The organism is Rhizobium zaerense (assembly GCF_051810725.1).
In the GTDB taxonomy this organism is placed as follows: Bacteria; Pseudomonadota; Alphaproteobacteria; order Rhizobiales; family Rhizobiaceae; genus Rhizobium; species Rhizobium leguminosarum_I.
The window spans coordinates 104876-125113 of the sequence record NZ_JBPWQY020000004.1 but is presented as its reverse complement, the minus strand read 5'-3'; the positions used below and the strand labels follow the sequence as shown (position 1 = coordinate 125113).

16 protein-coding genes and 2 pseudogenes are annotated in these 20238 nt (G+C 60.4%); 9 read left to right on the top strand and 9 right to left on the bottom strand.

All coding sequences use genetic code 11. From position 1 onward, the window contains the following. Nucleotides 1-4 precede the first annotated feature (4 nt). From gfa to ACS4RR_RS28545, 3 genes and pseudogenes are all read left to right on the top strand, one after another. Nucleotides 5-577 carry an S-(hydroxymethyl)glutathione synthase gene (gene gfa, locus ACS4RR_RS28555; RefSeq protein ID WP_222350848.1) on the top strand — a complete coding sequence of 191 codons (573 nt, stop codon included), beginning with the start codon at nucleotides 5-7 and terminating at the stop codon, nucleotides 575-577. Between the two features lie 93 nt (nucleotides 578-670). Further along, nucleotides 671-829: pseudogene (locus ACS4RR_RS28550) on the top strand (proline racemase family protein); the annotation flags it as partial. 10 nt (nucleotides 830-839) lie between these two features. Further along, nucleotides 840-1853, top strand: a complete 1014-nt coding sequence (locus ACS4RR_RS28545; RefSeq protein ID WP_222281729.1) for a GlxA family transcriptional regulator — start codon at nucleotides 840-842, stop codon at nucleotides 1851-1853. A gap of 47 nt (nucleotides 1854-1900) precedes the next feature. Here ACS4RR_RS28545 and ACS4RR_RS28540 read toward each other — a convergent pair whose 3' ends face one another. Continuing rightward, nucleotides 1901-2971 carry an FAD-binding oxidoreductase gene (locus ACS4RR_RS28540; protein WP_170279579.1) on the bottom strand — a complete coding sequence of 357 codons (1071 nt, stop codon included), beginning with the start codon at nucleotides 2969-2971 and terminating at the stop codon, nucleotides 1901-1903. Nucleotides 2972-2981: 10 nt separating this feature from the next. After that, nucleotides 2982-4235 carry an aromatic ring-hydroxylating oxygenase subunit alpha gene (locus ACS4RR_RS28535; RefSeq protein WP_456190491.1) on the bottom strand — a complete coding sequence of 418 codons (1254 nt, stop codon included), beginning with the start codon at nucleotides 4233-4235 and terminating at the stop codon, nucleotides 2982-2984. 110 nt (nucleotides 4236-4345) lie between these two features. On the opposite strand from ACS4RR_RS28535, the gene ACS4RR_RS28530 reads away from it, so the two are divergent. Further along, nucleotides 4346-5233 carry a LysR substrate-binding domain-containing protein gene (locus ACS4RR_RS28530; protein ID WP_222281754.1) on the top strand — a complete coding sequence of 296 codons (888 nt, stop codon included), beginning with the start codon at nucleotides 4346-4348 and terminating at the stop codon, nucleotides 5231-5233. An 11-nt stretch (nucleotides 5234-5244) separates the two neighbouring features. Here ACS4RR_RS28530 and ACS4RR_RS28525 read toward each other — a convergent pair whose 3' ends face one another. After that, entirely contained in the window at nucleotides 5245-6897 is a 1653-nt protein-coding gene (locus tag ACS4RR_RS28525; protein ID WP_456190490.1) for an acyltransferase, read from the bottom strand. 329 nt (nucleotides 6898-7226) lie between these two features. Next, a complete protein-coding gene (locus ACS4RR_RS28520; protein ID WP_170279582.1) occupies nucleotides 7227-9224 on the bottom strand; it encodes a putative bifunctional diguanylate cyclase/phosphodiesterase in 1998 nt (665 codons plus the stop codon). 180 nt (nucleotides 9225-9404) lie between these two features. On the opposite strand from ACS4RR_RS28520, the gene ACS4RR_RS28515 reads away from it, so the two are divergent. Continuing rightward, nucleotides 9405-10442 (top strand): class I SAM-dependent methyltransferase, encoded by a 1038-nt coding sequence (locus ACS4RR_RS28515; RefSeq protein ID WP_222281733.1) that lies wholly within the window; start codon nucleotides 9405-9407, stop codon nucleotides 10440-10442. A gap of 137 nt (nucleotides 10443-10579) precedes the next feature. Here the strand turns inward: ACS4RR_RS28515 and ACS4RR_RS28510 are convergent, their stop codons facing one another. From ACS4RR_RS28510 to ACS4RR_RS28500, 3 genes are read right to left on the bottom strand one after another with little or no spacing between them, the layout of a single operon-like run. Continuing rightward, on the bottom strand, nucleotides 10580-11050 hold the full coding sequence (locus ACS4RR_RS28510; protein ID WP_222281734.1) for a cyclophilin-like fold protein: 471 nt from the start codon (nucleotides 11048-11050) through the stop codon (nucleotides 10580-10582). 13 nt (nucleotides 11051-11063) lie between these two features. Beyond that, nucleotides 11064-11810: an SDR family oxidoreductase gene (locus tag ACS4RR_RS28505; protein ID WP_260111187.1), complete on the bottom strand. Its 747-nt coding sequence runs from the start codon at nucleotides 11808-11810 to the stop codon at nucleotides 11064-11066. A 31-nt stretch (nucleotides 11811-11841) separates the two neighbouring features. Next, on the bottom strand, nucleotides 11842-13029 hold the full coding sequence (locus tag ACS4RR_RS28500) for an MFS transporter (protein ID WP_456190489.1): 1188 nt from the start codon (nucleotides 13027-13029) through the stop codon (nucleotides 11842-11844). 94 nt (nucleotides 13030-13123) lie between these two features. Here ACS4RR_RS28500 and ACS4RR_RS28495 point away from each other — a divergent pair, with 94 nt between their 5' ends. Both ACS4RR_RS28495 and ACS4RR_RS28490 read left to right on the top strand, forming a co-directional pair. Then, nucleotides 13124-14020 carry a LysR family transcriptional regulator gene (locus ACS4RR_RS28495; protein WP_456190488.1) on the top strand — a complete coding sequence of 299 codons (897 nt, stop codon included), beginning with the start codon at nucleotides 13124-13126 and terminating at the stop codon, nucleotides 14018-14020. Then, nucleotides 14021-14116 (top strand): annotated as a pseudogene (locus ACS4RR_RS28490) (winged helix-turn-helix transcriptional regulator); the annotation flags it as partial. Between the two features lie 150 nt (nucleotides 14117-14266). On the opposite strand, the gene ACS4RR_RS28485 reads toward ACS4RR_RS28490, so the two are convergent. After that, nucleotides 14267-14761: an Lrp/AsnC family transcriptional regulator gene (locus ACS4RR_RS28485; RefSeq protein ID WP_260059250.1), complete on the bottom strand. Its 495-nt coding sequence runs from the start codon at nucleotides 14759-14761 to the stop codon at nucleotides 14267-14269. A gap of 173 nt (nucleotides 14762-14934) precedes the next feature. Here ACS4RR_RS28485 and ACS4RR_RS28480 point away from each other — a divergent pair, with 173 nt between their 5' ends. Together ACS4RR_RS28480 and putA are read left to right on the top strand one after the other, a co-directional pair. Continuing rightward, the gene (locus ACS4RR_RS28480) at nucleotides 14935-15141 is read left to right on the top strand and encodes a hypothetical protein (protein WP_026154504.1); all 207 of its coding nucleotides are present in this window, start codon (nucleotides 14935-14937) and stop codon (nucleotides 15139-15141) included. Nucleotides 15142-15168: 27 nt separating this feature from the next. Then, the gene (gene putA, locus ACS4RR_RS28475; protein WP_456190487.1) at nucleotides 15169-18876 is read left to right on the top strand and encodes a trifunctional transcriptional regulator/proline dehydrogenase/L-glutamate gamma-semialdehyde dehydrogenase; all 3708 of its coding nucleotides are present in this window, start codon (nucleotides 15169-15171) and stop codon (nucleotides 18874-18876) included. A gap of 153 nt (nucleotides 18877-19029) precedes the next feature. On the opposite strand, the gene ACS4RR_RS28470 is transcribed toward putA, so the two are convergent. Then, complete coding sequence (locus ACS4RR_RS28470; protein ID WP_456190486.1) at nucleotides 19030-20229, bottom strand: mandelate racemase/muconate lactonizing enzyme family protein; 1200 nt, start codon at nucleotides 20227-20229, stop codon at nucleotides 19030-19032. Nucleotides 20230-20238 lie beyond the last annotated feature (9 nt).

Genomic DNA, 20238 nt, shown 5'->3' with positions numbered 1-20238 from the left:
ACCCATGACCAGCATAGCCATACATCCGGCAGTGGATTCAGGCTTTCGGGCGACTGACGCTGCTTTCGCAGGCGGGACGCTCGTCTGCAAGTGCACAAGCAATCCCGTGAAGGTCAGGATCAAAGGTGATATCGCCCACAATCACGCCTGCGGCTGCACGAAGTGCTGGAAGCCCGACGGTGCCGTCTTTTCGGTCGTGGCCGTCGCGCCAACCGAAAGCGTCGAAGTCCAGGAGAATGGCGATAAGCTCGCCGTCGTCGATTCCACAGCCTTGATCCAGCGCCACGCCTGCAAGGAATGCGGCGTTCATATGTATGGGCCGGTCATGCGCGAACATCCGTTCCAGGGATTGTCGTTCGTCCATCCGGAGCGCTTTCAGGAAAGCGGCTGGGCGAAGCCGGGCTTTGCGGCCTTTGTGTCGTCGATCATCGAAAGCGGCTTCGACCCCGCCAAGATGGACGCCGTCAGAGCGCAGCTGAAGGCATCGGGCCTCGAGCCCTACGACTGCCTGAACCCGGGACTTATGGACTATATGGCAACCTGGACCGCGAAGAAGAGCGGCGTCCTGGCCGCGTGACGAGATCGGGGAGCCCCGCAGCGGCGCTCCCCGGCGATATCCGGATATCGGGATATTCCGGATGGCTGCGCACGGCTTTTCGACGGCCAGGTTGGCCGGGTCCAAGCCGAAGCACGCATTGGACCCTACAGCGGCATTCTTCCAAGCATCGGAGGCTGGGCGCGCGTCATCGGCCACAACACCATTTTCGTTGACGATCGTGATCCGCTGGCGCACGGTTTTCAGATTCGTGAATGCATTCAGAAACGGTGATGAGATGACCATGCGACCCGGACAGCATCGGCAGGCAGACGGCGCCGCGAAGCCCGCTGCCCGGCTCAAGGTGGGGTTCGTTCTGGCGCGATCGTTCACGCTGTCCGCCTTCGCGCTCTTCGTGGACACACTGCGGCTTGCCAGCGACGAGCAGGATCGTTCCGGAAGGGTTCTTGCCGACTGGCAGGTGATCGGCAGCACGCGGCATCTGATCACCGCGAGCTGCGGCGTCCAGGTCGCTCCGACGTCCGATTTCGTCGATCCGTCACGCTTCGATTACATTGTGGTCGTCGGCGGTCTTCTGACGGTGGAGAACCCTGTCGACCAGGCGACCATCGCTTTTCTCAAGCAGGCGGACGCCAAGAAGGTGCCGCTGATCGGCGTGTGCACGGGCTCGTTCATTCTCGCTGCGGCCGGCCTGATGAAGCGGCATGACTCCTGTGTGAGCTGGCTGCACTACAAGGAGTTCCGGGAGCGGTTTCCTGACCTCAGCGTTCGTTCCGACCGGCTCTTCAATCTCGACCGCCAGCGTGGGTCTTGCGCCGGCGGCAGCAGTTCAGCCGACATGGCGGCGCTGTTGGTCAGGAAATACATCAGCCGCGACGCCGAACGAAACGCGCTGGAGGTGCTGCAGATCGAGAGAGCCCGCGCACCTGCGGACGTCCAGCCCCGGCGTCCGCTTTACGACGATTATGACGATGCCCGCGTCAAGGCGGCGATGATCACGATGGAGCAGTTCGTCGACGGCAGCATGTCGATCGAGAAGCTTGCCGGCACGGTTGGACTCTCGCGACGGCAGTTGGAGAGAATCTTCATCGACAAGACGGGCATGTCTCCTGCCAAGGCCTATAGTCGTGTTCGTATGGAGCGGGCGAAGTCGATCCTTGCCCAATCGAAGGCGCCTCTGATCGAGATCGCGCTTGATGTTGGCTTCGAAAACGCCTCGCAGTTTACGAGAACGTTCAAGCGCACATTCGGGCAAACGCCTTCGCAGCATCGCGCGGCAGCTTTGAGAGCGCACTGAACGCGCAATCCCGCAACATCTTCCTCGGGTGGTGCGGTACCCGGCGTTCAGCGCTCGATGACCAGATCGCTCAGCGGCTTGGAGCAGCAGGGCAGGAAGAAGCCGGCGTCGATTTCCCTCTGGCGGATTCCGCCATTGTGGTTCATGTCGACCGTGCCTGACGTAAGCTTCGACTTGCAGGTGCCGCAGACGCCATTCGCACAGGACGACGGGATCCTGACGCCTGACTTCTTCGCACAAGAAAGCACGCTCTGGTCGCCTGTTACCTCGATGCTGCGGGCCTGCTTCGAGAAGGTGACCTGAAAGACTTTGGCGGCTGCCTCCTGAACCGCAGGGATTTCGGGTTCGTCAATGACCGCTGCGTCGAAGCTTTCTTCCAGATAATTTGAGGCGGGCACGCCGAGTTCGGCTGCAATGCCGCGCGCGGCGGCCATGAACGGTGCGGGGCCGCAGCACATCACGATCCGCTCGGCGATATCGGGAACCGCAAGCCTAATATAATCTTTCGAAATGCGACCGGTCAGACCGGGCCAGGACGGCTCGCCGGCCACGGTCTCCGGGAGGAAATGCAGGCGAAGGCCTTTCAGCCTGCGGGCGATGCAGGCCAGTTCGTCGCGAAAGATCAGGTCCTGCGGCGTCCGTCCAGCATGCATGAAGACGACGTCGGCAGGTTCGCAACTGTCGGCGAGTTCCCGCAGAATGGACATGACGGGGGTGATGCCGGAGCCGCCCGACAGCAGCAGAAGCTTACGTCGCGACCGCTCGGGCCTGATGAAATGGCCAAGTGGGCCGTTCGCCTTGACGGTCGCCCCGGGAACCAGTGTGTCGTGAAGCCAGTTGGAGATCTTTCCGCCGGGCACGCGCTTCACCGTCACGGAGAAAGCGTTCGTCCGATGCGGCGAGGAGGAGATGCTGTAGCACCTGTTTTCAGCCTCTCCATTGTGTTCCAGGTCGAACAGAAAATACTGGCCGGCCTTGAACGCGAACCGCTTGCCGTCGCGCGAAGCGAAGGTGAAGGTCTTGACGTCATGGGTCTCCTGCTGGACGTCAAGGCAGACGAGCGCGTCGTCTTCTTCCGGGTTCCAGACGTCGTGAAGGGCGGCCCTGGCTACGGGCATCTGCGGGCTCCTAGTATCCATGGGCGCGCATCCGATCGATGTACCAGCTGGCGAACTTGTCGAGGTTCGTCTCGGAAAACCGGGAGTAGGGGCCTGGCTGATATGCTGGGTCGAGAGTGCCGGCATGGGAGCGCGCGACGAGATCGGCGTCCTGGTCCGTCGTCGCGACCCAGACATCCGTCAGCTTGTCGAGATCGTAATCCACGCCTTCGACGGCGTCCTTGTGGACCAGCCACTTGGTCCTCACAAGCGTCTTGCCGGCGGAGAGCGGAATGACGGTTGCCACCACGGCATGGTCGCCCATGAAGTGGTTCCAGCTGTTGTGGCCCCAAAGATGCGTGTCGCCGAGATCCTTGCGGGTCATGTGACCGAGAAGCTTGGAGGATGCGGCGGTGGCGTCGTGGGTCTGGGATTCGCCGGCGCCTGCGATGATCAGCCGCTGGGTGCGGAAGTTGGTGGCGCAATCGGCGAGCTGCTCGACGGCAGCCGAGGGAAAGCCGTCGGACTCCCACGCCTTCGTCCGCTCTTCATACAGCCTGAAATGCTCCTCGGCCTGTTCGCGATCCTCCGGGCTCAGCGTCTCGGGGTCGAAGCCGAAGTCGAGATCGACGAAGGAGACGCAGAGCTCCGGGTGGTTCGCGGAGCAATGGTAGCATTCACGATTGTTTTCCATCGTCAGCTTCCAGTTGCCGTCCTCGATGACATCCGTTTGGAAGGCAACCTTTGCGTTCCGGATATCGTAGGGGGCGAGGCGCTCGGTCATGGCCTGTTCGAGGATGGCAATATCCTCGGGCGGATTGTCGGAAAGACAGACATAAATCAGTCCGCCGATCGACTTGAAAGTGACGGGCTTGAGGCTCCGACACTCCTTGTCGAAGTCCTTGCCCATGTGAGGCGCGTAGCTGAGCTCACCGGTCAGTTCGTATGTCCAGGTGTGATAGGGACAGACGAGTTTCGAGACGATCGTCTTGCCCGGATCGAGAAGGCGGGAGCCGCGATGGCGGCAGACATTGTGCAGGACGCGAATTTCTCTGTCGTCGTCGCGCAGAAGGATCAGGCTCGTCTTGCCGATATCGATGACCGTGGCGTCGCCGGGTTCGGGAACATCGCAATCGAGACCGACACAGATCCAGTGATTGTGGAAGAAGACGTCGATGTCTGCTTCGAACACGTCTTCTCTGACGTAAAGGCCGGCCGGCAGAGAGTGACCGTTGGCACGAGCGTCGAGAAGAGCCGAAATGGACGATGGGAGCTTGTTTAGCATCAGAACCTCTTATGCGAGAGTTTCCCCAGATTGCCCTTGCAGTTCCGATGTTTCAACGGCATAAAAAATTAGCTTCGCATAAGTTTTTATCATGCGATGAGGGTTCTGTGATGCACTTTAGAAGACGGATCCCGTCGCTGACGGCCCTGGTGACCCTGGAGGCGGTGCTCAGAAAGAAGAGCTTCACCACCGCTGCGGCCGAATTGGGCGTCACCCAGGCGGCGGTCAGCAGGCAGATTGCATTGCTGGAGGAGGAATTCGGCCAGCCCTTATTCGTGCGCAAGCATCGAGCGATCGAGCCGACGGCGGCATGCATCAACCTCGGAGCCACCCTGGCCAAGAGCTTTGCCGATATTGCCGAGGGCGTGGAAGCGCTCCAGTCGCGCAGCCAGGACGTGTTGACCATAGGGGCGACCGTTGCGTTCTCCTCTTTCTGGCTGCTGCCGCGGCTGGCCGAATTCCGCCGGGCGAACCCGGGTATTCTGGTGCGGGTGATATCCCAGGACAGCCCGCTCGCTCTCGACGACGGCGAAGTCGATGTGGCAATTCGATATGGTGTGCCTCCGTTCAGCGATAGCACCGTCATCGCCTCGCGCGGCGACGTCATTTGCCCCGTCTGCTCTCCCGACTATCTCAGGCGACGAGGAGATGGTCCGCTCGGCTCCAGTGACGAATTCATCGAGACTGACGTCCTTGATCGATCCTGGTATAGCTGGGCCCAGTGGTTTTCGCTGACCGGCGCCAACCTCAATGTAAAGCCGTCGCTTCGGTTCAACCACTATACCGAAACCATCGCTGCCGCGCGCGCAGGGCAAGGCATTGCCTTGGGATGGCGTATGCTGGTCGGCACCTTTCTGGAGGATGGAACCTTGATGCAGATCGGCGGCGGCGAGCTTGCGGCGGAGGATCGTTACAATGTGATCGTGCCTATCAAATCCAAGCGAAGCAATGCGCGCGACCTTGCCGCTGCTTGGCTGACGGCATCACTGCACGGTTGATCGAAGCGTGGTCACATGCCCAGCCCCACCGTTGCCGTCCGGTGAACGCCTCTAGGGACGAATGCGAAGCAATCTGCCAGTCCTAGGAAATCGGCCGCCAGGTGAATGACGGAAAGCCACATTTCCGTTCCCTGCAAGCTCGGTTCACCACCGTCGGCAAACGGGAATCCCTCGCCATCCCGCCATCTATCCAACGCCCTCGATATGAGCTTGCGGGCGATCGCCTCCCCGTCGGCCCGCCTGTAGTCGGTCTGCCGGGCAATCAGCAACAGTGGATGAATCGTATCGAGCAGGTTGCACGCATTGTATTTTGCACCAACGAAGCCCTTGTGGTTGCGATAGTTGAGGTGAACCGTTTCGAGTGAGGCATGCGGATGCGGAAGTGCCACGCCGAACCGGGCGTAGGTGCCGCGCGTCAGGCGATAAAAGCCGTTCACCGGTTGAAGCCATCCTTCCGCCGCGGTCGGTTCACCCCAGAGCCCCGAAACGCTGTTGGCATTGTGGCTCAGCCACTCGAAGAGCGCCTGCCGTGAATGCCTGATGCGAAAATACCTCGCGTTGAAGTACATGGCGGTGCCGATCGCATCGACCACGCTTCCGGCGTGCCATGCCCGGGTCGACCAGGGCAGGGCGCTCAGCCATTCATCCAGCTCCCCGGCGCCGAGCTCGACCGCATGGACAGGTTGGCGTGGACCGGAACCAAGCAGTTCAAGCGCATAGCCAACCGCAAGGACGTTATAGAGCGCCTTTGGATCATCCCTGAGGGGCTTGCCATGCATTCGCGAATGCTCTTCCGGGAAAAGGCCGGTCTCTCGGTCCTGCAGACCTTGGAGAAGCTCGACAGTCTCCGCCGGATGGAGGTCGGGCGGCAGCTGGCCGAAGCCGGCAGCGATCTCGATTGCGTCGCAGAGATGCCGGATCGCCGGTCTGCGGACGCCGTCTGCTTCCAGCGATTGATAGGTCCCTTGCGTTTTCCAGCGTGCCAGAATGTCCGGCCACTGGTCTTTCGCTTTCTGACCGAGCCTGACCAACTGATCTTCGACGTCGCCATTGCCTGTTTTCCGGGGTGCCGAGCCTCGGCTCCGCAGCACCCGGGCGGGCACGCCACCGGCAATCGCCATGGCGGGAATGTCTCCCGTGACCACCGCTCCGGCGGCGATCACCGCACCGTTTCCAATCGTGGCGCCATCGAGGATCACGCAGTTGGCGCCGATCCAGACATCGTCGCCGATCGAAATGCCGATGCTGACGACGCCTTGACGGTGTATGGGAATAGTCGGATCGTCGAAGCCATGATTGAAGCCGACGATCGAGGCATGCGAAGCAATCCGAACGCCATTGCCGCACGTTACCGTGCCGGAAACACAGGCATAGGGATTGATGGTGCAATCGTCGCCGAGAATCACATGGCCACGAACGAGAGCGTGCCCTGCGATCCAGGACCGCTCGCCCATCGTCAGGCTTTCGGTGAAGATTGCGGCGTGCTCGGCGATGTAGGACGTCTCGGCCAGCTCCGCACCGCATGATCGCCGGAGTTCCGCCCTGCGGGCGAGGTGAGCGGGATGACGAAGGTCAGACGCAATGTGTTCCCAGGTCAGGTATTGAAGCCTGCGCGCTTCCCTCTCTTCGTTCACTGACGATTGCGGGCTGCTGGCGTGATCCATCTCGATCCTCATTCTCAGGTCAACCGCCGAATATTCGTCTGCCTTCGGCGATCCGTTGCCTCGCTGCATAAGACGGCCTGATTCGTCCAAAAGCAAGACTTCCGACAATGGCGGCGCAGCCCTCGTTGAAATGGCTCCAATTGCTTTGATCGGGTCCGGCCTCCCGGCGACCGATGTGATCGCAAGTGCCCGTAGGATGGCCCCTCATAGCGGTTTGCCATGCGGGCGGTCGATGCGGCTCCTGTCCGAATTCGCGATTTGCAGAGACGTGATGCACGCGCACCGATTATCGGCCGCGCGCTGAGCTATCTGGAAACCTCGATGTCGAGCTATGCCGCGTTCAGAAGTTCAGCGCTCACCGGCATTCCCATATGAAAGCCCTGGGCGCGGTCGATGCGAAGATCCTTGAGAAGGGAAAACTGTGCTGCCGTTTCGACGCCTTCTACCAGGATCGTATTCCCGCGATTGCGGATGAGAGCAATCATGTCCTGAAGCATCGTCAAACCGCGTGGGTTCGAGCAGTCATGCAGGAAGGTTCTATCGACCTTGACCGTCTGAAACTCGATTGCCCTCAGCCAAGAGAGGCCCGCGAAGCCGGAGCCGAAGTCGTCAAGCCAGATTTCGACGCCGAGTGCGCGCAGATCGGCAATGCATTTGAGCACCTCCGACTGCATATCCATGTCCAGGCCCTCGGTGACTTCCAAGGCTAATCGCGACCCGCAGACCCCGCACCGAATAAGGATATCAGCGACACTAGTGGCAAAGCCGGGGGAGCGCAGCTGTATCGGCGACACGTTGACGCTGACGGTCGCCATGCGATCGGTCATCAGTATATCTCGGCATGCCGTCTCGATCGCCCACCTGCCCAGTTCGAGGATAGCGCCGCTTCGTTCTGCAACCGGGATGAATGTCTTCGGCGAAACCGCCGTGCCATCAGGCATCCTGAGGCGCATCAAAGCCTCGACAGCCCTTGCTTTCCCGTTCGTCACGTCGAAAATCGGTTGGTACACGAGCGAGACCAGTTTGCGATCGATGGCTGCCGCGAGCAGGGGCACGAGTTTACCGGCATAATCGTCGGGGCGAGGCAGCAGCGGATCAAAACTGCGAATGCAGTTTCGGCCGCTTGCTTTGGCATTGTAGAGAGCGAGGTCGGCTTCACGGACTATTCGTTCAACTTTCTCTCCGACTTTCTCGCGGGTGAAGGCGACGCCGATGCTGACGGTTACGGTCGATATATCGTCTGGTCGCTCGTCGTGAGCAATCGCAAGAGACTCGACTTCCATTCTGATCTTCTCGGCGAGAGTCATCGCAACCTTGGGAAGGGCCGCCGGCATGACCACGATAAACTCCTCGCCACCATACCTGCCGATCATGCCATCGGACGACTCTACAACCGCCTTCAGCGCATTGGCGATGACAGTCAGGCATCGGTCTCCTTCCTGATGTCCGTAGCGATCATTGAAGCGTTTGAAAAAGTCGACGTCGATCAGGAACACGGAGAAGTCGCGGCGTTCGTCTTTCCAAGCGGCCCAGCATTCATCGAGCCGCCGATCCAGCGCGCGTCTGTTGCTTATGCCTGTCAGGTAGTCGGTATGTGAAAGCTCGAGCAGTGACCTTCCTCGTTCGGACGCTTCCCAGTGCTGGTGGCGAGCCTCCGCCGCGTTCAGCAACACGTTTCGGCGCTCAACATTCAATCGCCAATTGACGAAAGACGTGAAAGCAAAGCACGAAATGTAGAACAGCCCGAAAGCGAGCTTGTAGGTTTGGCTGGAAGGAAAAAGTTCCTCGATCGTAATGAAAAACGCGCAGAGAACGAGCCCGGAGGTGATCACCGAAAGCCGAAACGGAAAACTGAAAAACAGGTTGGCGCCCATCATGAAGATGGCGCCGAATATCATGTAGTAGGACATAGCAGTGACGTCGTGGGTGGCAATCGCCGGGTAAAGCCAGCCTACATAGCCCACAAGCAGTGCAGTGGCGCACGTAATGTCAAGCCAGGCGGTTTTCGCATTTGCCAGCCGCAAGATTTCGAACGCCAGCAGGGCGATCGTCGCGACGGCGAATCGGGCGGCGATCGTCGCAGGCGCAACGTCGGGGATCAGCCAACGGTCGGGAAGTGCGAAGGCCACATAGACGGCAACCGCCATCCAAAGACCGTGCCGCGAGCTCTGCCTTCGGACAGCATCATTTTCAATTTTCAGAGACTTGAGGGCCTCGGCGAATGAAATGCCGGCGGTTGGTTCGTCCCGCTGGACATTATCGCAAGCCGCGATCATGCAACGACGCCGACCCGAAAGCCATCTAAAGTATGTTGAAAAGTAAGCCATACTTCGGCGCCCTCCAAAATCGCATTCGGCAACTTGCAACCGGTTTGTCTTATTGCTTGGCTTTGTTAGAGGGGTAGCATCGGACCCGCAAGACTAGAATTACCCTTATCCCGTGTAGATTCTAGTCGCATCCTATTCCGAGGTTGATTATGCTTAACGCTATGTCAAGAGGATCTCGAAATGGAACAAAGTCTGGTATTCGACGGTGAAAGTCTTGTTGCGCCTGGCGAAATTCGGCGGGTGGCAAGGAGGGTTGCTGCCCCGGATCCCGGCGATCTTATCGTTGCCCAGGCCGAGCTTGCCCTCAGCCTTGACGTGTCGATCCGTCAGTTCAAATCCGGCGTCGAGCCTCATGTGATCATCGAGCGTCTTACCGAAGCCTTGCATCAGATGCGGCGGCGCTTTCATCCAGAGGTGTGGGACGTCATCGTTCCGATCGCGCAATCTCATCCCGTTGCTTACTATCTTCATCAAGATCCATTGACCCGCTGGTCGTTTGAAAAGCCGCGCGGCTATTCCGGCGACGCACGTCTTCTCGATTTCATCTACGGCAGACCTGAGATTGAGGAAGCCGTCGCATCAGCGAGCGACTTGGGACGCTCGATCTACGGCTACACTCGAAATGCTTCGTCATCCGTCGCGGTAAGGGAGCGTCGAGACATTCTGGCTCGCCGCGCAGACGAAATTGCTTCGACCCGACCTGGCGCCACTGAAGTCCTTGCCATCGCCGCCGGGCATCTCCGCGAGGGGCCGTTGTCGCACGCTCTGAGCGCCGGCGCGATCAGACGCTGGGTAGCTTTGGATCAAGACCCGATCAGCGTTGGAACCGTCGCCCGCGATTTCGCCGGCACCTCCGTCGAAGCGGTGAACGGGTCGGTCAAATCCCTGCTCGGTGGAAGGCATGCGTTGGGAATGTTCGATTTCGTCTATGCCGCGGGTCTCTATGACTATTTGCCTGACGCGGTAGCCGTAAGGCTGACCAGGAAGTGCATCAGCATGCTTAAGCCTGGCGGCACATTCCTATTCGCCAACTTCTCTCCGGAGACGGACGTCGATGGCTATATGGAGACATTCATGAACTGGGCCCTGCTGTTGCGGTCGGAACGAGAGATGGGCTTGATCGCCGGCGAAAGCACGACTGGGGCTGATATGAAGGTTTCTGTTTGGTCCGGCTCAAACCGGAGCATTGTCTACTGTGAAATTCAAAGACCGCGTTAGGTCGCACGTTGGCTCGGCCTGAAAAAAAGAGTCCGCCTGGAAAGGGGGCGTTGCTCCTATTTGCGGAAATTTATAATCATTGGGTTCTTCATGCTTGGGAGGAAAGCGATTTCAGATTTCCACCCAAAACGCCCTTGTCAGATGCGTTCAATGCGGACCGGATACGCGCCGCGCACCAGCAACGGCCCGAAGCCATCGTCGAAGCGGCCGAGCCGGATCAACCCGTCCCAGCGGTAATCCGCGTAGAACAGGGCCAGGTTACCCCACGGTTTGAAGTAGCAAAGGTCGCCCGCCTGCTCGTTTCCGAAAGCACCACTGCCTTCTTCGGTCAACTTACGCGGCAGATAGACGATCTTTTCGTTCCTGCCGTAGTCCTCGATCTTGAGGTTTAGGGGCAGCATGGAAGCAAGATCGCGCGCCGACGGATTATCGAAGAGTGTCGCCGTCAGGGGAAGCTTGTTGAAGTCAATCCTGATCCTGACATCTGACACCTTGTGAGTGGTCGAGCTGTGCCCGTCCTGCCCTTGCGCCACGAGAGGGAGGGCGGCGGCCGCCAAGGCTCCGCCCAAAATCGCGCGACGGCTCATGAACGTGGATGTCATCGACATAGCGCGCCTCGCGTCAGACAGGTTGAGCCGTGGGCCGGAACAAGATTTCGTTGATGTCGACATCGTCTGGTTCGTTCACCGCGAAGGCGACCGTTCGGGCGAACGTGTCCGCGCTGATGGCGATCCTGCTGACGAACTCCTTGGTGCCTGCCTGGATGTCCTTCTCACTGATGTGCTCGAGGAGTTCGGTGCTCACCGCGCCGGGTGAAATGATCGTGGTGCGGATGTTGTATGGCTTCACTTCCTTCCACAGGCCTTCCGAGAGGGCGCGCACGGCGAATTTCGTCGCGCAATAGACGGTGGCACCCGGATCGACCACATGACCGTAGACGGAGGACACGTTGATGATGTGTCCAGACTTCTGCGCCTTCATGTGCGGAAGCGCTGCGGCGATGCCGTAAAGCACCCCTTTGATATTCACGTCGATCATGCGATCCCACTCATCGACCTTGAGCCGTTCGAGCGGCGCCAACGGCATCAGTCCGGCATTGTTCAGCATCACGTCGACTCGACCGAACGCGCTAACGGCGGTGTCGACGAGCGTCTTGACTTGATGTTGATCCGTGACGTCGGTTTGGACTGCCTTGGCCCTGTAGCCTTTGGCGGCCAGTTCCTCGGCCAGCGCAGCGATGCGGTCGCTACGCCGGGCGCCGAGGACGACCGAAGCGCCGCGCTCAGCAAGGTGACGCGCGGTGGCTTCGCCAAGCCCGCTGCTTGCGCCGGTGATGACGATGACTTTGTTTTCGATTCCTTGGGACATGATGATCTCCTGTATTGGGATTTCTGAAGGTTCAGGAACGGCGACCGGCGAGTGCGGCGAGGACAGCCGAACCGGCGAGAAGGCAGGCGGCCAGAAGGAAGGTGCTCCACCATCCCACGGTGTCGAACAGCATGCCGCCAGCGAAGGCGCCGCCGGCAATGGCAAGTTGGATCAGCGCCACCTGCAGCCCACCTGCCGCTTGCAACTCACCGGGGACGATGGCGGCCATCCAGGTGTTCCAGGCAACCGGAATCGGGGTTGAGAAAAATCCCCACATGACGAGCAGGGATGCCGTAATCGCCGGGAACGGCCCGAGAGCGATCAGCAGCAGGGCAATGAGCGCAAGAGCACCCGGCAGGCCTACGAGAACGAGGCGGAGGTGCCGCCGGGCGACGAAGCCAATGACGGAGGTTCCAGCCAGTCCACCGACGCCAAGGCCGAGAAGCACCATGGACAGAACATTCAATTCGAGGCCCGTGACGCCTTCGAGGAATGGACGAAGATATATGGACAGCGCGTTCTGGCCGATGAAGGCGAGAGCGGTCGCCGCCATTCCTATCGCGAATGTGCGATTGCGCAGCAGCCCGAATATTCTGGCCACCGAGACGATTGACGTCGCCGGCATCCTCGGCAGGACGACCAGTTGCCAGACGAGCGCGGCAATTCCGATTGGCACCGTGATGAAGAAGGTTCCGCGCCATCCGATCAACCCGCCAAGAAAACTGCCGAGCGGTGCGGCAAGGACGAGCGCGAATGCGGTGCCACCTTGAAGAAGCGCAATCGCCTTGGGCAGGTCACGGTCGGAGGTCAGGCGTGCCAGAATAGCCGTCGACAGCGACCAGAAGCCGCCGATCGAAACGCCGACCAGGGACCGCCCGACGAGAAAGACTAGGAAGTTGGGTGCAAGGGCAACCGCCAAACTCGATACAACAAGAACCGCCGTATAGAGCAGGACGACAGACTTGCGGTCGATCCTCGCCAGGAATGCATTGCCGAAAAGACTGGTGATAACCGCAAAGACTCCCGACACGGTGATCGCCAATCCGGCTTGCCCCTCTGACACCGAGAGATCCGTGGCGATTGGAGTCAGAAGGCTCACAGGGAGAAATTCCAGCCCCACCAGCAGGAAAGTGAGAAGCGAGAGACAGGTCACAGCAGACCATGAGGTCGCCGTGTCGTCCGTCAGTGAGGTCTCATCCAATGTCAACTCGACGGTCATGCATGTTCTCCTGTCCGTTGCCAGATAGATAGCCGGACTGGTTTTGCTCGACTAGAAGCTATAATCTGAATGTCGTGATGAAGGAGATTCAACAATGCGGCGCGACGAGTTCACGGAAATGCGTGCGTTTCTGGAGGTGGCTCAGGAGCGGAGTTTCACGCGCGCTGCATCAAAATTGGGAGTCACGCGCTCGGCGTTGAGCCATACGATCAGCGCGCTCGAAGCCCGGCTCGGAGTCCGGCTTCTCTCCCGCACGACGCGGGACGTGGCTCCCACGGCGGCTGGTGCGCGTCTCGTGGAAAGCATCCAGCCGCATTTTGAGAGCATCGCCGCCGGGATCAGTGCCCTCGGCGCGTTGCGCGACAAGCCCTCGGGCACAGTCCACCTCGTATGTCCCGATGATGCCGTGGAGCTGGTCTTCCGTTCGAGGCTTCCGGCATTTCTACGGGATTACCCCGATGTCGCCGTGGAACTCATCATCGACAACGGTTTCACAAACATCGTCGAGCGCCAATTCGATGCCGGTGTGCGGCTCGGCGAAGCGATTGCGCGCGACATGGTGGCCGTTCGCATTGGACCTGATATTTCCTACGCCGTGGTCGGATCACTTGAGTATTTTGCGACCCGCACTGTGCCTTCGATCCCTCATGACTTGACGGACCACAATTGCGTCAACTTGCGACTTCCGACGTCAGGCGCTCTCTATGCCTGGGAGTTCGAAAAGGATGGCCGCGAGTTCAGCGTTCGTGTGGAAGGCCAGCTCGTGATGAGCAACATAGGGCCGGCGATCAATGCCGCTCTCGATGGCGCGGGGCTGTCTTATGTGCCGAGGGACCTCGTCCGGCAATATTGTGACAGCGGTCAACTGAAGGAAGTGCTGGCGGATTGGGCACCAACGTTCCAAGGATATCATCTCTATTACCCCAGCCGGCGCCATCCGTCCCCTGCTTTCTCCGCCTTCGTCGAAGCCTTCCGCTACCGGCATCGGTAACCAATGATGGAAGCCTTGACGGGATGGTGGAATGAGTACGGCAAGAGTGTGCCGGTGAAACTAAACGCACGCGGTCGGAAAGCGAGAGATGGCTGAACTGCCTGGGGGTGATTGCTACCCCTGCCGCAACCGCTTTGGCGCAATAGCCGACGACAATGAAGATATCGCAGTTCGTCCGGCAGCAAATTGGACGGATTTTGGATGCTGCGGCAACTCACCGGCAGGTGGTCATCCCAAGGATGACATTCACGAAAAACTCGAACCGGACTTGTCCCAGCCTTCCTTGACCGTTTCCATCGCGACGTTCGTCGATGTGCTGGCGACGTGGGGCAGTGTCGAGATGCGCTCGCCGAGGACGCGGCGGTAGCGGCCGATATCGCGGGTGCGGATCTTCAGGAGATAGTCGAACCTGCCGGCGATCATATGGCATTCTTCGACTTCGCTGATCTTCTTGATGGCATCGTTGAAGCTTTTCAGCGCGTTCTCGCGGGTATCGGAGAGCTTCACCTCGACGAAAGCAATGTGGTCGAGCTGCATTTTCGACGGATTGAGGACGGCCTTGAAGCCTTCGATATAGCCTTCGCTGATCAGCCTTTTGAAGCGGAGCTGGCACGGCGTCTTCGAGAGGCCGACACGCGCCGCGAGATCGGTGATCGACAGTCTGCCGTCCTCGGCAAGAGCCGCGAGGATTTTTCTGTCGAATTGGTCCAATTCACTAAAGATATCGGGTTCGCCAGCCATTTGAACTCTCAACAGTGCTTTAATAAGTTCATACAGGCTAATATCTGCAAAAATCAAGTGAGATCGCGATCCTCGATCTGTGATAGTTTATGCATCGGCAATGGGATGGAAGGCGCAGGCGCTTGACGGATCGTCAGGATCGCATCGGCGCCGCACGCAAAATGGGGTCGTGCATGCGCAAGGAAGAACCGGATGACGATCAGAAGCCGGACCTGCTCGCCCACTACCGACCGGTGGCGATAAGAGCGGTTGCTGCGGCGCTCACCCTCAAGCGCAACAATCCGGATGCGCGTCCGCTTCGCGAGACGGAATATTCCGGCCCGGCCGCCTCGGACGACGCTGATTGGGACGATGAACCCGGCGTCTCATTCATCCGTTAAACTAGATATCGACTGATAGGGACCTTCATGTTGAACGCAGCGATCGAGACTACTCCATCCAAAGACGCCGACGACGGCGCGCCGTTTTCCGGCTTTGCGCCGCCAATCCGACCGCAATCCGAACTTCGCCAGGCCATCACGGCAGCCTATCGCCGGCCGGAAACCGAATGCCTGCCGCCGCTGGTGGCAGCAGCGCGCGTCTCCGAGGCAAAACGCTATGATATCCGCAGCACGGCCCGCAGCTTGATCGAGGCGTTGCGCTCCAAGCACAAGGGGACCGGCGTCGAAGGGCTGGTGCAGGAATACTCGCTCTCCAGCCAGGAAGGCGTGGCGCTCATGTGCCTCGCCGAAGCGCTGCTGCGTATCCCCGATACCGAAACGCGGGATGCGCTGATCCGCGACAAGATCGCCGAGGGCAACTGGACCTCCCACATCGGCGGCGGAAAATCCATGTTCGTCAACGCTGCCACCTGGGGCCTCGTCGTCACCGGCAAGTTGACGTCGACGGTCAACGACCGAAGCCTGTCGGCAGCGCTGACGCGGCTGATCGCGCGCGCCGGCGAGCCGGTCATCCGCCGCGGCGTCGATATGGCGATGCGCATGATGGGCGAGCAGTTCGTCACCGGCGAAACGATTGCGGAGGCGCTGAAACGCGCCCGGCCGCTGGAAGCGCGCGGCTTCCGCTATTCCTACGACATGCTGGGAGAGGCCGCCACGACGGGCGCCGATGCCGAGCGTTATTACCGGGATTACGAAAAGGCGATCCACGCCATCGGCAAGGCGTCGGACGGGCGCGGCATCTATGATGGCCCGGGCATATCGATCAAGCTTTCGGCCCTGCATCCGCGTTACGTAAGGTCGCAAGCCGGACGGGTAATGAGCGAGTTGCTGCCGAAGGTGAAGAAGCTCGCCGCTCTCGCCAAGACCTATGATATCGGCCTCAATATCGACGCAGAGGAAGCCGATCGGCTGGAGCTTTCGCTTGATCTCCTCGAGGAGCTTTGCTTCGCCCCTGAGCTTGCCGGATGGAATGGGCTCGGCTTCGTCGTACAGGCCTATGGCAAGCGCTGCCCCTTCGTCCTCGACTACATCGTCGATCTCGCGCGCCGTTCCGGGCGCCGGATCATGGTTCGTCTCGTCAAGGGCGCCTACTGGGATGCCGAGATCAAGCGCGCCCAGTTGGATGGTCTCGAGGATTATCCGGTCTATACCCGCAAGATCTACACCGATGTCGGCTACGTCGCCTGCGCGCGCAAGCTGCTCGATGCTCGGGATGCGGTCTTCCCGCAATTTGCCACCCATAACGCGCAGACGCTCGCCACGATCTATCGTCTGGCCGGTCCTGATTTCACCGTCGGCAAATACGAGTTCCAATGCCTGCACGGCATGGGCGAACCGCTCTACGACGAGGTCGTCGGAAAGGAAAAACTGGACCGGCCCTGCCGCATTTATGCGCCTGTGGGAACACATGAGACGCTGCTCGCCTACCTGGTTCGGCGCCTTCTGGAAAATGGCGCCAATTCCTCCTTCGTGCACCGCATCTCCGATCCGAATGTCTCGGTCGAAGCCCTGATCGCCGATCCTGCCGAAATCGTCGCAGCCATGCCTGTCGTTGGCGCGCCCCACGCCCAGATCGCCTCGCCGAAGGCTCTTTACGGCAACGCTCGGGTAAATTCCGATGGTCTCGATCTCTCGAACGAGGCCACCCTTCTGGATTTGGCTGAGGCGCTCACTTCTACGGCTGCTGCGCCGTGGCATGCGCTTCCCATTCTTGCGGATGGCTCTACGGATGGGGTAACACGCGATGTTCTCAATCCTGCCGATCACCGGGATGTTGTCGGCACGGTGACCGAAGTGAAGGTCGAGGACGCCACGCGCATCGTTCGCATGGCTGCGGAGTACGCGCCGCAATGGGCCGCCGTACCGCCGGCCGAGCGCGCGGCCTGCCTGGAACGGGCCGCCGACATCATGCAGGCCCGCATCAAGGTGCTGATGGGCATCGTCATGCGCGAGGCCGGAAAGTCTGCGGCCAATGCCGTCGGCGAAGTGCGTGAGGCCATCGACTTCCTGCGCTATTACGCCGAGCAGGCGCGCAAGACGCTCGGCCCCTCGCATGCGCCTCTCGGCCCGATCGTCTGCATCAGCCCGTGGAATTTCCCGCTGGCGATTTTCACCGGGCAGGTCGCCGCAGCTTTGGTGGCCGGCAATCCCGTGCTTGCCAAACCGGCCGGCGTCACGCCGATCATCGCTTCGGAGAGTGTGAAGATCCTTCACGATGCGGGCGTGCCTGTCGGTGCCCTGCAGTTCGTGCCCGGCAGCGGCCGCCTCGGCGCCGGCATGGTCGGGGCTCAGGAGACGGCAGGCGTCATGTTTACCGGGTCGACCGAAGTTGCCCGCCTGATCCAGGCGCAGTTGGCAGAACGGCTGTCGGTGAGCGGCAAGCCAATTCCGCTGATTGGCGAAACCGGCGGCCAGAACGGCATGATCGTCGACTCCTCGGCATTGGCCGAGCAGGTGGTGGCCGACGTCATTGCCTCTGCCTTCGATAGCGCCGGTCAGCGCTGCTCGGCGCTCAGGGTTCTCTGCCTTCAGGACGATGTCGCCGACAGGACCCTCGCAATGCTGAAGGGCGCCTTCCGCGAGCTGACGATCGGCCGTACCGATCGGCTGAGCATCGATGTCGGCCCAGTCATCAACGACAGCGCAAAGACGGAGATCGACCAGCATATCGAGCATATGCGCGGTTTAGGCCGCAAGGTGGATCAGCTGCCGCTGCCGGAGAGCGCTGCGACGGGGACCTTCGTTCCGCCGACAATCATCGAGATCAAGTCGCTGTCGGACCTGACGAGGGAGGTCTTCGGACCGGTGCTGCATGTCGTCCGCTTCAAGCGAAACGGGCTCGACCGACTGATCGACGACATCAACGCATCGGGTTATGGTCTGACATTCGGGCTTCACACCCGGCTGGATGAAACGATCGCGCATGTGACCAGCCGCATCAAGGCTGGAAACCTCTACGTCAACCGCAACATCATCGGCGCCGTCGTCGGCGTGCAGCCGTTCGGCGGCCGCGGCCTGTCGGGAACGGGACCGAAGGCCGGCGGTCCGCTCTATATCGGCCGGCTGGTGCAGCGTGCGCCCGTGCCGCCGCAGCAGGATTCCGTTCATACGGACCTCGCCCTTCGTGACTACATCGTCTGGCTCGACAAGAAGGGCCTGTCGGGCGAGGGGGAAGCGGCGCGTGGATATGCGAGCCGCTCGGCGCTCGGTCTCGAACGTGAACTCACCGGTCCGGTCGGCGAGCTCAATCTCTACGCGCTGCATCCCCGCGGCCGTATTCTCGTCGTGCCGCAGACGGAAGGCGGGCTTCATCGCCAGATCGCCGCAGCCCTATCGACCGGCAACCACATCGTCGTGGACGCCGGCTCCCTATCGAAATCCGTCCTGGCGGATCTTCCGGCGGCTGTCGCCGGCCGGATTTCCTGGACATCCGATTGGGAGAAGGACGGGCCGTTTTCCGGCGCGCTCGTCGAAGGGGATCGCGACAGGGTTCTGGCCGTCAATCAGAAGATTGCTCACCTGCCTGGTCCGCTTCTGCTGGTCCAAGCCGCGACGAGCGAGGAATTGGCGAGCGATCCCGAAGCCTATTGCCTGAATTGGCTGCTAGAGGAGGTGTCGACGTCGATCAACACTGCAGCTGCCGGCGGCAATGCAAGCCTCATGGCCATCGGCTGAGTAAGTGACGAGGGCGTTGAAAATATGATCATCGTCGGCATCCATCGCCAATCAAACTCAAGATGGGAAGAAGGCCTCCGAGCGCTGCATGACGCGAAGCGTGTTATTCCAGTCATTTGCGTAGACGATTCACGTCATGCAGTGGAGGGAGGTTCAGTCGAAGAAGCCCGCATCCCCTTCCGTGAGATATCGCCTGGCCGCTTCGGCGTCGATATCGAGGCCGAGCCCCGGCGCTTCCAGTAGGTCCACCATGCTGTCCTTCACGATCTGCGGTGGTAAGCCGACGACCAGATCCTCCCACCAGGGGTCGGTGGCGCTCGGATATTCGAAGGCGATGTAATTTGCCGGCAAGGTGGCGCAGACATTGATCAACGCGCCGAGCCCCAACAGGCCGTTGGCGGTGCCGTGCGGTGCCATCAGGATCGAGTGCATGTAGGCGTGTTCGGCGACCCATTTGAGCTCGGCAATGCCGCCAATATCGGCTGGATCGGGGCCGATGACGCGTACCGCCTGCGTCTCGATCAGTTCCTTGAAATTGTGCCGCAGGTAGATCTGCTCACCGGTGTGGATCGGCGTCGAGGTGGAGGTTGTCAGTTCCCGATACGCCTGCGGATTGACCCACGGCACGTAGTCGCCAGTCAGCATGTCCTCGAGCCACATCAAATTGTACTTCTCGACCGCGCGAGCGAACCTGATCGCATCGGGCAGCATCCAGCCCGGGCCGCAGTCGAGCGCCAGGCTGACTTTGTCGCCCAGCACTTCCTTCATCGCGATCACGCAGTCGAGCATGTGATTGAAACCGCGCTCGCTGATTGCGCCCTGATCCATGGCACCGTGATAGCCGGCCTTCTTCTGCGTCACGCCGTAGTGGAAGTCCTCGATGGTGTCTTTCATGTTGGAGTGGAACGAGATTCCTTGCTTGACCATGAAGAAGTTCTGCGGCTGCTCCATCATCCATTTGACGTCGGCGGCGTAATCCTCCGGCCGGTCGCCCGTGCGCGCCTGGCGAATCGAACCATTGTAGACGCGCACCTTGTCCCGCACCTTGCCGCCGAGCAGTTTATAGGCGGGCACGCCCGCGGCCTTGCCGGCAATGTCCCACAGCGCGTGCTCAATAGCGCTGACCGCCGCGCCGTACGGTTTGAAAGAGCCGCGTTGACGGATCTTCAGCATGACTCTCTCGACGTCGGTCGGGTCCTCGCCGATCAGTGCCTCGCGGAAATGCAGCACAAAGGGCTTGAGGTAGGTCTTGGTGAATTCGACTTCGCCCAAGCCATAGAGGCCCTCGTCCGTCACGATGCGGACAATCGGGTGTTTGCCGATAACGGCACAGCGGAGGTCGGTGATCTTCATCTTCGGTTC